The 13357-nt window shown below is 71.9% G+C and carries 13 protein-coding genes; 9 read left to right on the forward strand and 4 right to left on the reverse strand.

Features of this window, described 5'->3' with window-relative positions:
• Nucleotide 1 precedes the first annotated feature (1 nt).
• Nucleotides 2–676 (reverse strand): response regulator, encoded by a 675-nt coding sequence (locus ACIGXM_RS15180; RefSeq protein ID WP_396560849.1) that lies wholly within the window; start codon nucleotides 674–676, stop codon nucleotides 2–4.
• A gap of 132 nt (nucleotides 677–808) precedes the next feature.
• Between ACIGXM_RS15180 and ACIGXM_RS15185 the strand changes: the two genes are divergently transcribed.
• The gene (locus ACIGXM_RS15185; protein ID WP_396560850.1) at nucleotides 809–2143 is read left to right on the forward strand and encodes a hypothetical protein; all 1335 of its coding nucleotides are present in this window, start codon (nucleotides 809–811) and stop codon (nucleotides 2141–2143) included.
• Nucleotides 2140–3492, forward strand: a complete 1353-nt coding sequence (locus ACIGXM_RS15190) for a sensor histidine kinase (protein ID WP_396560852.1) — start codon at nucleotides 2140–2142, stop codon at nucleotides 3490–3492. Before ACIGXM_RS15185 ends, ACIGXM_RS15190 begins: the two co-directional genes overlap by 4 nt.
• Nucleotides 3493–3538: 46 nt before the next feature.
• On the opposite strand, the gene ACIGXM_RS15195 is transcribed toward ACIGXM_RS15190, so the two are convergent.
• Nucleotides 3539–4378, reverse strand: coding sequence for a class I SAM-dependent methyltransferase (locus ACIGXM_RS15195; protein WP_396560854.1), 840 nt, complete (start codon nucleotides 4376–4378; stop codon nucleotides 3539–3541).
• Between the two features lie 178 nt (nucleotides 4379–4556).
• Between ACIGXM_RS15195 and ACIGXM_RS15200 the strand changes: the two genes are divergently transcribed.
• From ACIGXM_RS15200 to ACIGXM_RS15230, 7 genes are all read left to right on the forward strand, one after another.
• Nucleotides 4557–5000, forward strand: coding sequence for an RpiB/LacA/LacB family sugar-phosphate isomerase (locus ACIGXM_RS15200; protein WP_396561264.1), 444 nt, complete (start codon nucleotides 4557–4559; stop codon nucleotides 4998–5000).
• A 659-nt stretch (nucleotides 5001–5659) separates the two neighbouring features.
• Nucleotides 5660–6829, forward strand: coding sequence for an ATP-binding protein (locus tag ACIGXM_RS15205; protein ID WP_396560856.1), 1170 nt, complete (start codon nucleotides 5660–5662; stop codon nucleotides 6827–6829).
• The gene (locus tag ACIGXM_RS15210) at nucleotides 6826–7227 is read left to right on the forward strand and encodes a roadblock/LC7 domain-containing protein (RefSeq protein WP_396560858.1); all 402 of its coding nucleotides are present in this window, start codon (nucleotides 6826–6828) and stop codon (nucleotides 7225–7227) included. Before ACIGXM_RS15205 ends, ACIGXM_RS15210 begins: the two co-directional genes overlap by 4 nt.
• Nucleotides 7224–7601, forward strand: coding sequence for a DUF742 domain-containing protein (locus tag ACIGXM_RS15215; protein WP_396560860.1), 378 nt, complete (start codon nucleotides 7224–7226; stop codon nucleotides 7599–7601). The genes ACIGXM_RS15210 and ACIGXM_RS15215 overlap by 4 nt, the downstream gene beginning before the upstream one ends.
• Nucleotides 7576–8187 (forward strand): GTP-binding protein, encoded by a 612-nt coding sequence (locus ACIGXM_RS15220; protein WP_396560862.1) that lies wholly within the window; start codon nucleotides 7576–7578, stop codon nucleotides 8185–8187. Before ACIGXM_RS15215 ends, ACIGXM_RS15220 begins: the two co-directional genes overlap by 26 nt.
• A gap of 15 nt (nucleotides 8188–8202) precedes the next feature.
• Nucleotides 8203–9549: a cytochrome P450 gene (locus ACIGXM_RS15225; RefSeq protein ID WP_396560864.1), complete on the forward strand. Its 1347-nt coding sequence runs from the start codon at nucleotides 8203–8205 to the stop codon at nucleotides 9547–9549.
• Nucleotides 9546–10655, forward strand: a complete 1110-nt coding sequence (locus ACIGXM_RS15230) for a tryptophan dimethylallyltransferase family protein (protein WP_396560866.1) — start codon at nucleotides 9546–9548, stop codon at nucleotides 10653–10655. Before ACIGXM_RS15225 ends, ACIGXM_RS15230 begins: the two co-directional genes overlap by 4 nt.
• 81 nt (nucleotides 10656–10736) lie before the next feature.
• Here the strand turns inward: ACIGXM_RS15230 and ACIGXM_RS15235 are convergent, their stop codons facing one another.
• Nucleotides 10737–12026, reverse strand: coding sequence for a flavin-containing monooxygenase (locus tag ACIGXM_RS15235; RefSeq protein ID WP_396561266.1), 1290 nt, complete (start codon nucleotides 12024–12026; stop codon nucleotides 10737–10739).
• Between the two features lie 437 nt (nucleotides 12027–12463).
• The gene (locus ACIGXM_RS15240; protein ID WP_396560868.1) at nucleotides 12464–13345 is read right to left on the reverse strand and encodes a geranyl diphosphate 2-C-methyltransferase; all 882 of its coding nucleotides are present in this window, start codon (nucleotides 13343–13345) and stop codon (nucleotides 12464–12466) included.
• Between the last annotated feature and the right edge of the window lie 12 nt (nucleotides 13346–13357).

The following is a 13357-nucleotide window of genomic DNA, read 5'->3' on the forward strand; positions in this document are numbered from 1 at the left end:
ATCAGCCCTGTCGGGCGCGGAAGTCCAGCAGGGTGAGCACCGCCGCCACCCGCCGGTCGAGGTCCGGGCTGTCGCTCAGCCCCAGCTTGGCGAACAGGGAGTTGATGTGCTTCTGCACCGCCCGCTCGGTCAGGAACAACGCGGCCGCGATGGTCGCGTTGTTCCTGCCCTGGGCCATCAGCTCCAGGACCTCGCGCTCGCGCGGGCTCAGCGCGGCCAGCGGCGAGCCGGCCGTCCGTTCCTTCCGGATGACCAGGGCCTCCACCAGTTGCGGATCGAGCACGGAGCCCCCGGCGGCCACCTGGTGCAGCGAGCGTTCGAGTTCGGCGATGTCGCCGACCCGCTCCTTGAGCAGGTAGCCGACTCCGGCCGCGCCGCCGCGCAGGAGTTCGTAGGCGTACTGCGGGTCGGCGAGTTGGGTGAGCACGATGACTCCGGTGCCCGGGAAGCGCTCCCGGATCTCGGCCGCGGCGGCCAGCCCCTCGGTGGAGTGGCCGGGGGGCATCCGGATGTCGGTGATCACCACGTCCGGCCGGTGCTCCTCGACGGCGGCGAGCAGTTGGTCCTTGTCGGCGACGGCCGCCAGCAGCTCCACCTCCGCCAACGCCTCCAACAGGGCGGCGGTACCGGCCCGCAGAAGATAGTTGTCCTCAGCGAGCACGACGCTGATCGGCACTGCTCCGTCCCCCTGGCTTCGAATCCTGCTGATGTGCCAGTCTGACACCCGCGTCGAGTGGCCGGGCGCCCGGCCCCACCAGGCGATCGGCCCGAGTGAACCACGCCCCGAGCACTGGAGAAGTCCGCTCAGATGCCGAACCGCCTCCCGTTCCGGATCCCGCTCTCCCGGCCCGCCGCGGCCGGGTACGGCATCGAGGCCCTCGCCGCCGCCGGGTTCGTCACCGTGGTGTACGAGACCGTGGTCGGCGGCGTGGTGCGCCTCTGGCCGCAGGCGTCCGACAACCTGGTCCTGCTGCTGTGGATCGCGGCGGCGACGATCTGCGGGGTCGGCATGAAGGCGGTCCGCACCCGCGCGCGGGCGCTGCTGGCCCGCCGCTGGCCGGCCGTCGCGACCGAGCCCTACACCGCTCTGGTCTCGTTCGTCGCGGATGCCGCGGCGACCGGGTCGGTCGAGGACGCGCTGCCGCGCCTGGTGCGTCTGGTGGCGGACGGCGCCGGCGCCCGCACGGTCGAGCTCTGGCTGACCGGCGAGCGGGGGCTCCACCTCGCGGCGGACCTGCGCCACCGGCCGACCCGGCCGGTGGCGACCGTGGACGATCTGAGCTCCCGGCCGGGCGTCCGGCACGTCCTGCCCGTGACCGACACGGGCGAACTGCTGGGCGCGCTCGCCCTCGGCGGGGCGGACGGCGGCGAACTGGGGCGGCGTGACCTGCGGCTGGCCACCGACATCGCCAACGCGGCCGGGCTGCTGCTGCGCAACGTCGAGCTGGAGGCCCGGCTGCGCGAGCGGATCCGGCTCGAGTCCGAGCAGGCCGAGGAGCTCCGGACCTCCCGGCGCCGGCTGGTGGTCGCCCGCGACACCGCGCGGGAGCAACTGGGCCGGGAGATCCGGGCGGTGGTCTGCGAGCCCCTGGAACGCTGCGCACTCGAACTGGGCTCGCTGCGCGAGCGGGTGGACCCCCCGGAAGCGGAGGACGGGCCGGACGTGGCCGAGTTGGCCCGTCGGGTCGACACCGTCATCGGGCAGTTCCGTCGACTGGTGCACGGTGTGTACCCGTCGGTGCTGACCGACCACGGTCTGCTCCCCGCACTCGCCGACCTGGTGGCCGACCAGGAGCGACGGGCCGTCCTGGACGCGGGCGAACTGCCGGGCCTGCCGGCCCGCATCGAGGCCGGCGGGTACTTCTGCACCGCCGCCCTGCTGCGCGCCTGGCCGCACAGCCGTGACGACGAGCCGATCACCGTGACGGCCAAGGTGGTTGACCGGGAGCTGACGGTCACCATCAGCGACTCCGTCCCGCGCACCGGAGCGGATCTGCCGGACGCGGTGGTGGTCGAGTCCGCGCTGGACCGCCTCGCGGCCCTGGGCGGCCGACTGGAGCAGCGGGCCGGTCCGGCCGGCCTGTCGGTGGTGATCACGCTTCCCCGCACGGCGGAGGCGGCGCGTGAGGAGGCGGTCCGATGAGCCCGCTCCGCCGGGCCGGCCGCCCGGCGGCGCCGAGCGTCACGCGCTGGGATCCGGCCCGTCTGTCCAGCCGTGCTCTGACCTACGGTGTGCTGCTGGCCCTGATCGGCGTGGCGTACGTGGTCGGAGTGGTGCGGATCGACGCGCTGTTCGGTCTGTCGTCGGACTGGATGGCGCCGCCGCAACTCGTGGCCAGCGGCCTGGTCGCGCTCGTGCTGGCACCGGTGCGCGACACCGTGGCCAGGTGGGCGGAGCGCCTGGTCTACGGCCGGCGCGTGCCCAGGTACGAAGTCCTGGCCGAGGTGTCCGCCCTCTCCCGGGCCACCGGCCCGGCCGGCGGGACGCTGCGGTCGCTGGCCCGGATCACCGCCGAGGGCCTGGCCGTCCCGGCCGTCGGCGTCCACGTCCGGCTGCCCGACGGCTCGCACACCGAGCACCGCTGGCCCGAGGACCCGCGGTCGCCGTCCCCGGGGCACCGGGTGCCGGTCCGGTACGGCGGTGAGCCGGTCGGTGCGATCGGCCTGTCCGAGCAGGCCTACCGCGATCTCTCTCCGGACCGCCACCGCCTGCTGGAGGACCTCACCCGCAGTGCCGGAGTGCTCCTGCACAACGCGGGCCTGACGGCCGAACTACAGGCGCGGCTGCGCGCGATCGAAGCGCGGTCCGCCGAGATCCGGGCCTCCCGCTGGCGCATCGTCGCCGCCCAGGACGCCGAGCGCCGGGACCTCGAACGCGACCTGCACGACGAGGCACAGCCGGGCCTGACGGCGGTACGCCTGGCTCTCGGGCTGCTCGCACACCTGGCCGCGTCCGGCAGCCGGGAGGCGGTGGACCGCGCCTTCGACCAGGCCGGCGAGCGGATCACCGACGCCCTCGGCCAGTTGCGCCGGACCCTCCTCGGTCTCGATCCGCGGCTCCTCGTCGGGCGGGGCCTCGAACCGGCCCTGCGGGGGCGGGCCGAGGCCCTCGGGTGCCGGGCGACCTTCGACCTCGACCCGAAGCTGGCCGGGGTGCGATTCGATCCGATGGTGGAGGCGGCCGTCTACTACTGCTGCGCGGAGGCGCTGCAGAACATCGCCAAGCACGCCGCCGACGGGCCGGTCGTGGTCACGCTCGCGCTGGACCCGGCACTCGGGCGCCTCTGCTTCACCGTGACCGATCAGGGCCCCGGCTTCAGCGTCGAGGGTGCGGGCACGGGCTCGGGGCTCCAGAACATGGCCGACCGGGTCGGCACGGTCGGCGGCGCGCTGGAGCTGCGCTCCGCGGTGGGCGCCGGCACCCGCGTCGCGGCCTGGGTGCCGGACGTGCGCGCCCAACTGCCTGACGGCCTCGTGCACTCGGTGCGCTGAGGCCGCCGGGCCCGACGCTCGGTGTTCAGCGCCTCGCCGGCAGACGTCACCGCCTGTGCGACACCCCCAGCTCGACGAGGTAGCGCTTGGTCACCCGGCCGCCGTACCGCCCGTCGATCAGGTTCGCGACGCACTCGAGCAGCCCGTTCCCGGCCGCTTCCGGAAGGGCCCGGGTGCCGGAGTAGGTCCGCAGCAGCTCCAGATACTCCGACGTGGTGTACGTCAGATCCCACTCGTGGCGGCGGAAGACCGTGGGGCCGAACCGGCCGCTTCGTGCGACCTCCTCCGCATGGTCCGAGCCGTCGATCTCGGCGGCAGCCGGAGGCCGCAGCAGGGGCGGCGTGTCCGGGTCGAAGCGCTCGTAGCAGCGCTGGACCTCGACGAAGAACTCCTCGGTGCCGCCCATCACGTGCTGGGTGCGCACCACGGCGAGCGCCCCGCCCGGCCGCAGCGCGTCCGCGGCCTTGGCCACTCGCACCGCCGGGTCGATCCAGTGGAACGCCGTCGCCGAGACGACCGCGTCGAACGGCTCCGCCGGCAGCGGCCAGCTCTCGAACTCCGCCGTCACCACCTCCACCGCCGCGACCCCGGCCAGGTTGCGGCGGGCGACCGCGGCCATCTCCGGTCCCGCCTCGACGGCCGTGATCCGGCAGCCGCGTTCGGCCAGCGGCACCGTCGCCTGGCCGGTCCCGCAGCCCACTTCCAGCACGTGGCTGCCGGGGCCGGCACCCGCGAGGCCGGCGAGGTCGTCGTACAGTCCCGGCGGATAGCCGGGCCTGGCCCGGTCGTACAGCTCCGCGTCCTCGTCGAACGTCCGGCGCAGGCGCACTCGCCGGGACTCGTCGGGGGTGTCGTCGCGCTCCGGGTGCGTGATGTCGTCGGGCATGCGGAGCAGGGTAGGCGATGTCCGCCGGTTCATGGGACGGCGCCAGGTGACGGCTGCTGCTCGGAGGTCTCCCCGTCTCCGGACTCTGCTCCGCCCGGCCTGTCCGCGGTCGCCAAGTGGTGGTGGTTCTCTGTAGGCAGGTACGAGGGACGACCGGAAGGAGTGTGTGATGGCGAAGCTGCGCGTCGCTGTGTCCGCCGACTGGGACAAGGGGGTGGCCCGCCAACTTGTCGAGGAGCTGGATCGCCGCGGGTACGAGGTGATCCCGCACGGCGTGCTGGTGCCGGGGGAGACGGCCGACTGGGCGTTCTGTACGGAGGCCGCGGCCCGGGACGTGGCCGAGGGGCGGGCCGACCAGGCGGTGGTGTGCTGCTGGACCGGCACCGGTGCCAGCATCGCGGCGAACAAGGTTCCCGGCGTGCGCGCCGCGCTGTGCACGGACGCCTACACGGCCAGCGGTGCCCGCCGTTGGAACGACGCGAACGTCCTGGCCCTGGGCCTGCGGCTGACTTCGACCGCGACGCTCGGGGAGATCCTGGACGCGTGGTTCGGAACCGATCCGAGCGAGGAGGACGACGACCAGAAGAACATCCGGCATCTGGAGAGCATCGGCAGGACGTGACGGAGGTCCGGCCGGAGAGCGGGAGCCCGACGGGTCCCGCGTGCTCGACCGGATGGGAGCTTCGCGCGCCGGCCTGAGCCGGAAGCCGGCGTGCCGGCGGCTGCTCGTCGGATCCGGCCGGCCGGATCCGACGAACAGGCGGGCGCGGTGGGGGAAGTAGGGGAGGTGGGGGAGGTGCTCGTCGTAGTGCCGCTGGTCGTCGGCCGTCCAGCGCGGGTGTGCCGGGCGTGACCGCGCGGAGCACCTACTCCGGCGCCCTCCTGAGCCTGTCGGGATCCCGGTTCGCTGTCGCGACGGCGACACGCGCCAGCCCCCTGTGGTGCCGTGCCGCCGCTCGGCGGGATGTCGCGAACGGCGATGCGGGGCAGGGGGTGGAGGACATGCTGTCGTCGGTACGGCTCCGGGCGTCCTCGACGGAGGCCGAAGTCGCAGTGGTGGCGCGACCGGCCCACCGAGCTCCGCCGTGCGCAACGGTCCGCCGCCATCGTCGTTGCGTCAACTGTGCCTGTTCGTCCGGTATGAGACGCATCCTCATGCCGGGCCGGCCCGTCGGTCGCCTGTTCGGCCGATGATACGATCACATCAACTTGCGGAGCGGGCGGTTCCCCTGCCGTAGCGGGGATTCAGCAGCCGGCTGTCAGTCGCCTTAAGAGAGTCTTATGACGGAATACACAGAGAACCCAGCGCTCTGGGCTCTCGTCGTCGTCCTGCTCGCCGTGATCGCCCTCGTCGTTCGCCAACGCAAGGCGGCTGTGGCCTTGCGGCAGGAGATCGACAGGCTCAGGGAGCAGTACTCCGATCTGGAGCGCCACTACACGGAGTCCGTCCGGGCGGCCCAGGAACAGGCCGGGGAAGCGACGAAGACCGTGCTGAAGTCCGCGATGCGGACCTTGCAGGGCCTCGCGGCCGAGCAGCAGTTGATCCTCTCTCGGTTGCAGGGCAAGTACGGCGAGTCGGTCATCCTCCAGGACCTGTTGGAGGTCGACCACACCAACTCGCAGTTCGGTCGACGTGCCCAGTCCATCGCCGTGTTGTGCGGCGGCTGGCTGGGCCGGCACCGCGAGGTCGCCTCGGTCTACGACGTGGTCCGCAGCGCGCAGGGCCGTGTCCGGCACTTCCGGCGCGTGGAGATCCTCTCCCAGGTGGACTTCGGCGTCGCCAGCAGGGTCGTGGAGCCGGTTGCGCTGGCCCTCGCCGAGTTGCTCGACAACGCCACCAGCTACTCCAGCCCGGACACCGTCGTCGAGATCAACATCCGGACCGTGCCCAAGGGCGTCGTCATCGTCGTGGACGACGCCGGTGTCGGCATGAACGACGAGGAGCGGGCACGGGCCGAGAAGCTGCTGAACAGCGAGCGGGTCTCCGGCGTCGCGGAACTCGGCAATCCGCCGCAGTTCGGTCTGGCGGTGATCGGCGTACTGTGCGAGCGGTTCGGCTTCGAGGTGTCGGTGGACTCCTCGTCCCCCTACGGAGGTGTGCGCGCGGTGGTCCTGCTACCGCACGAACTGCTCACCGGCATGCCCGAGAAGAAGGCACCGGCCCCGTCCACGCCGTCCGCCTCCGAGCCGCCGGCGGAGGGGACCGAGCCTGCGCGGGCCGTCCCCTCGACCGCCGACGGACTGCCCCTGCGGCGGCGCAAGCGGCCGATGGCGATCGTGCCGGGCACCGCGCCCGCCACGGCCACCTCGGCCCGTTCCGGTGCGGAGACCGCGGCGATCATGGGCGCCTTCCAGCGGGGCACCCGGTCCGGCCGGGCCGCGCATCCGGACGATGCGGACCAGACGAGCAACACACGTGGTGCGAGCAGTGAAGGACATGAGTTCTCGTGAACGACGATCTGTCATGGATGCTCGACAGCGCCCTGGAGATTCCCGGGGCCCTGCACGCGGTCCTGATCTCCGCCGACGGTCTGTTGATGGCCCGCACCAAGGACTTCGACAAGGACGACGCGGACCGGGTCGCCGCCGCGATGAGTGGTGTGCAGTCGCTCAGCCGCTCGCTCGGGTTCTTCTGCGAGGACCCCGGCCAGCGGTGGCGGCAGACCCTGGTCGAGTTCGACGGCGGCTGGGTGTTCCTGATCTCCGCCGGTGAGGGCGCCTACCTCGGCGTCTCCGCCGCCCCGGACGTCGACATGCAGGACATCACCTTCCGGATGCAGCAACTCGTCGGCCAGCTGGGCAAGGCGCTGGCGGCACCGCCGCGCGAGAACCTCGGGGTGCGCCAGTGACCGGCCCCGAGGACTGGGAGCTGGCGGCCACCGAATTAGTGCGTGCGTACGTCATCACGAAGGGGCGCGAGCTGCCCGACGAGGAGCAGCTCTCCCTGATCACGCTGGTCACGGCGGCGCCCGAGGAGGGGCAGCGGCCCAAGCGGCTGTCACCGGAGGAGCAGCGGCTGTTGGACCTCTGCTCCGCCGGTTACCTCTCGGTCGCCGAGATCGCCGGGCACACCGGGCTGCCGCTGGGCGTGGTGAGGATCGTCCTGGCCGCACTCACCGAGGACGGCTACCTCATCACCCGCCCGCCGGTCGCCCGTGCCCGCATTGCCGACAAGGAGATCCTGGAGGAGGTGCTCAATGGTCTCCGGGTCAAGTTCGGGTGAACGACCGAGCCTGGGTGAGCGGGACTACGTCCACGGCGGAGCGACGCAGACGGCCGTGAAGATCCTCGTCGTCGGGCACTTCGCGGTGGGCAAGACCACGTTCATCGGCTCGATCTCCGAGATCGAGCCGCTGTCCACCGAGGAGACGATGACGCGGGCGGCGGAGGCGGTGGACGACCTCAAGGGGGTCCGGGGCAAGACCACCACCACGGTCGCCATGGACTTCGGCCGTCTGACCATCAGCGACCGAGTGGTGCTGTACCTGTTCGGCACGCCCGGGCAGCTGCGGTTCGTGCAGTTGTGGGAGGACATGGCCCGTGGCGCCCTCGGCGCGCTGGTCCTCGTCGACCCCGAGCGGCTCGCCGACTCCTTCGCCGTGATCGACCTCATCGAGCAGTACGGCCTCGACTACGCGATCGCCGTCAACCACTTCGATGGCAATCCGCTGCGCGCCGAGGCGTCGCTGCGGGAGGCACTCGACCTCCTCGACGACACCCCCGTCGTCTTCTGCGACGCGCGCGACGAGAAGTCGTCGGCCGCCGCACTCACCACCCTGGTCCGCTTTCTGCTGGACCGTGCCGGCTAGGAGCCACAAGCAGACATGGACGCTCGACCCACCACCCCGGTGCCCCCGCCCGGGTGTCCGGCCCACGGCACCGGCGGCCGGGTACCGCTGTACGGGCCGGAGTTCGCGGCAGACCCGCAGGCCTACTACTCCTACCTGCGCCACTACGGGCCGACCGCGCCGGTCGAGCTCGCACCCGGTGTGGAGGCCACCCTCGTCACCGAGTACTCGGCCGCGCTGCAACTGCTCCAGGACTCCGCCTCCTTCCGCAAGGACGCGCGCCGTTGGCGGGCCTTCAACGAGGGGAAGGTCGCGCCGGACAGTCCGGTCGTGCCCCTGCTGGCGTACCGGCCCAACTGCATGTTCAGCGACGGCGCCGAGCACCTGAGGCTGCGGCAGGCGGTCACCGACAGCATGGCCCGGGTCGACTCGCGCCGGTTGGCCCGCAGCACCGAGCAGGTCTCCAGCTACCTCATCTCCCAGTTCGGCTCGCGCGGTTCGGCCGACCTGCTCGGTGACTACGCCAAGCAGCTGCCGCTGTTCGTGTTCAACGAACTCTTCGGCTGTCCCGCCGACATCGGTGACCGGGTGCTCTTCGGCATCTCCGGCATGTTCGACGGCGTCAACGCCGAGAAGGCGGCCGAGGTGCTGTTCGGCGCCGTGGGCGAACTGGTGGCGCTCAAGCGGAGCAGGCCCGGTGACGACGTCACCTCGTGGCTGATGCAGCACCACGCGAAGCAGACGGACGAGGAGATGGTCCAGCAGCTCTCCCTCCTGCTGGCGGCCGGCACGGAACCGCTGCGGAACCTGATCGGGAACACCCTGCACCGGCTGCTCACCCATGACGCGTACGCCCACGGCGGCGGGCTGATCGACGAGGCCCTCGACGACACGCTGTGGGAGAACCCACCCATGTCCAACCTCGCGCCGCACTACCCGGCGGCCGACATGGAGTTCGCCGGACAGCGGCTGCAGGCGGGCGAACTCGTGCTGGTCAGCTTCGCCGCCGCCAACACCAGCCCGGTCCTCGCGGCGACGCGGCAGACGGGCAGCAGGGCCCACCTGGCGTGGAGCGCGGGCCCGCACGCCTGCCCGTCCAAGGAGCCGGCCCGGCAGATCGCGGTGACCGCCATCGAGAGCCTGCTCAACCAGCTCCCCGACGTCGAACTCGCCGTGCCGGAGGAGAGCCTGACCTGGCGGCCCGGCCCCTTCAACCGGGGTCTCGCCGCACTGCCCTCCCGGTTCACCCCGGTCGAGCCCGTGCGGCGGCCCGCCCCGCAGGCCCGCCCCGAGCCGGCCGGGCGCCAGCAGGGCACCCAGCCGAGCGCCAAGCCCGAACGGGCCGGCCGGTGGAGCCAGTTCCTCAACTGGCTGACGAGGTGATTCGGACAGCACCTCCCGGCACGCTCGGCGGCCACACGGCGGGCCAGTTGCTGCGGCTGTGCGAGGCCGCGGGCCTGGGCGGGGCCGATGCCACCGGCTACGCGCGGACACTGACCGCGGCGCTCGGCCCCGCCGCCGGGCGCTCACTGGATCTGCCGCCCCCCACCCGCTCCTTCCTCTCCGACGACCACACGCCGGTGGAGTTCTCGATCTCCTTCGCGGCGGGGGCGGCCCCGACCCTGCGCGTGCTGTTGGAACCGGGGAGCGGGGTCGGCGGCCTGGCGCAGAGCGGGCGTGACGGACTCCGGGTCGTCCGCGAGCTCGCGCGGCGCTGGGACTTCGCCACCGACCGGCTCGACGAGTTGGAGGACCTCTTCTTCCCGCCGTCCCCGCAGGGCCCGCTGGCCCTGTGGTGCGCGCTGGAGCTGCGTTCCGGTGGTGTCCCCAAGGTCAAGGTGTACCTGAATCCCGCGGCGTCGGGAGCGGCCCGCGCTGCCGAAACCGTGCGGGAGGCGCTGCGCCGACTCGGCCACCGGCAGGCGTTCACGGCGCTTCCGGAGGCCGACCGCCTGCTGTTCTTCGCTCTGGACCTGGGCGACTGGGAAGAACCCCGGGTGAAGGTGTACACCGCGCACCACGGCCTCTCGGCCGCGGCGGCCGGGGGCCTGTCCCGCATGGTGGGAGGACCCGATCCGGCCGGGATCGAGGCCTTCTTCCGCGCGGCGGCCGGGATCGGGGACGACCAGGACACCCTGCTCGACCGCCGGCCCGTCCAGGCGTGCCACGCCTTCACCGAGACGGCGACCGGCCTGCCCGGTGGCTTCACCCTCTACGTCCCGGTGCGCGACTACATCGGGCACGACGGGGAGGCCCTCGACCGGACCGTGGCCCTGCTGCGTCGTCACGGCATCGATCCGGCCCAGCTGCTCGGTTCCCTGGCAGCCGTCACCTCGCGGCGACTGGAGGAAGGCGCGGGACTCATCGCCTACCTGGCGCTCGCCCACCAACGGGGCCGTCCGCCACGGGTGATGGTGTACCTCTCCTCCGAGGCCTATCGGGTGAGGCCGCCGGCTGTGCCGTCCCCGCGGGCCGAAGCCGTTCACTGAGAGACGCCGTAGGAGCGTGAGGCCCCCGTGGAATTCGCCCGACGGGCCACGGGGGCCTCACGGACCCGACGCCCACGAGGGCTATGCGTCCTGCAGCTCTCCCAGGTACGGGCCGACGTCCACCTGGATGGAGGAGCCCTCGCTCAACCCGTAGCGCTCCGCGATGCCGCTCAGGTACGCGTCGATCTCCTTGTGCATGACATCCGCAGGCGGTAGCGCGACGTCGCCGTCGACGATCCGCGCCACCCACCGCGCCTGGGCTTCCACGAGCCGCGTGATCGAGCCCACGGGGCGGATCAGGCCGACGAAGAGCAGACCGGGCCGATCAGGCGCGACGATCCGCCGGTACAGCTCGACCGGCCCCTGGGGATTCGCCGGGCATCCGGCGGGCAGGAAGGAGAAGGCCATGCGGAAGCCGGTGCAGTAGATGACGGTGTCCACCTCGACCGAGGTTCCGTCGGTGAAGGACACCCGGTCGCCGTCCAGGGAGTCGATCGCGGGCTTCGGAATCACCGCGCCGTGCCGTATCCGGCTGAGGATCTCGTCCGAGATGGTCACGGCCGAGGAGAAGATCGGGTGGTCGGGCTCGGGCAGGCCGTAGTCCGACAACCTGCCGCGCGCCACCAGCAGCGCCTGCTCGACGAAGTCACGTTGCTCGTCCAGGGACTTGCTGGTGAACCACGGGGCTTCGGCGATCAGGTCCACGGACAGACCGCAGAGCTGCTTCGGCACGATGTGCAGCCCGCGGCGGACGGAGAGCACGGTCCGCGCGGCATGCCGGGACAGGTCAGCGGCGATGTCCACCGCCGACGCCCCGAGCCCCACCACGACCACGCGCTGTCCGGCGAAGTCCCTGCCGTCCAGGTAGTCCATCGAGTGGAGAACGGTTCCGGTGAAGGAACCGGAGCCCGGCGGAAGGGGATTCGGCACAGCCGGCTCCGAATGGTGCCCGGAAGCGACGATCACCTGGTCGAAACCGCGTACCGCCTCGGCCCCTTGGGCGTCCCGGCTGGTGACCGTCCACCCCCCGTCGGATTCCTGCCGGACGGAGACCACTTCGGTGCGCAGTTCGATGTGGGGGAGCAGCCCGGCCCACTCGGCGAAGGACCGCAGGTAGGCGGCGACGTCGCTGTGCCGGGGGTAGAGGGGCAGCTCGGACGGCATCGGGAAGTCGTCGTAGCCGGTCAGCTGCTTGGCGCTGTTCAGATGCAGTGCCAGGTAGGCCGGGCTCGGTTCACCGGCTCCCGGCATGCGCCAGATGCCGCCCACATCCGAGGCCTTCTCCAGGCAGACGAACTCGATTCCCCTCTCCTTGAGCGCGTGTGCGGCTGCCAGCCCCGACAGACCCGCGCCTATCACACACACGCTCAAAGTAGCTCCCACAGGACAAACGCCATCTTCTCTCGATCTCTCACGGATCTTCACTGCCCATCATATTCGCGGCCCACACCAGTGACGGGGCGCACCAAGCTGGGGCGTTCGTCACCGGAACGGTCGCGAACGGTGCTCCCGGCCGTGCGCAGGACCCGGCCGGTGGTGCGGCGGGTCGCCGCGCCGCTCACGGCTCGGCGCGACGACCCGCTTCCAGGCGTGGGTGCGGGCGGCGCGGCGGGGGCGGTTGTGAAGGGGAAGGGCTGACGGTGTGTAGCTCGATGGGCCGTCGCCGCACGCGGGAAGAGGAAGGACGCCGAGCCGGTCCTCACCTCTCTTCGAGGACCGGCTCGGCGTCCGACAGATCCAAGGCACTTGCACGAGATCGCCGGCACGCCCGCGAGGTGCGGCGTGCGGCAGCCGAGCGGAGGGTCCGGTCAGACCCGGTCGGCCGCGATCAGGACGTACTGGAAGGAACCGTCCTTGTAGGAGGAGATGAACGCCTCCTCGATTCCCGTGACGAGGGAGGAGGTGGCGCGCAGCTCCCAGTACGGCAGGGTGGCGGGTGTCAGGTCGATGACGGCCTGCGGCACGAGGCGGTTGTCCGCCATGGCGCGCAGGTACTCCCGGCGGGAGTGGATGTTGCACTCGAAGTGCGCGTTGATCTGGGACACCCACTTCGACGGCTGCCCGTAGATGGGGTTCCAGCAACCGGTGATGGTGACGTAGCGGCCTCCGACGGCCAGGACGCGGGCGTGTTCGGCGAAGAGGTCGTGCAGGTCGACGTACATGCTGGACTCGTTGTTCCAGGAAGCCGCGACCTCTCCGGTCCCGAAGGGGGTGGCGAGCATGTTGCAGACCCGGGTGCGGACGGACTCCTCGATGCCGAGCTCGCGGACCCGCTGGTTGGCGAAGTCGGCCTGCTTGGCCGACAGGGTGACGCCCTCGACCTTGCACCCGAAGCGCTGGTGGGCCATGACCATGGAGCCGCCGCGACCGCATCCGGCGTCCACCAGCGTGGCATCGCGGGGGATGTCGCCCAGGTGGTCCAGCAGCAGGTCGGCCTGCGCGGACTCCAGCCGGTGCAGTTCGGCGATCACCCTCTTCTCGTGCTCGCTGTCCCCCGGCGCTCCCACCGCGGCCTGGTCGACGTCCCCGATCCCGTAGTGGTGGTGGTAGAGGCCGTCGACGTCGCCGAGGCGCAGGTTCACCGGCCGAGCCTCGTGGTCCCAGTAGCGGGCGATGTCTCCCTGGTAGGGCGTCGCGGGACCGGGGATGGCGGCGGTGCTGCCTGTCGGGGTGATGTCGATCGTGGTCATTGATCAGCTCCT

It is taken from the genome of Kitasatospora sp. NPDC052896, from assembly GCF_044547075.1.
Taxonomy (GTDB): Bacteria; Actinomycetota; Actinomycetes; order Streptomycetales; family Streptomycetaceae; genus Kitasatospora.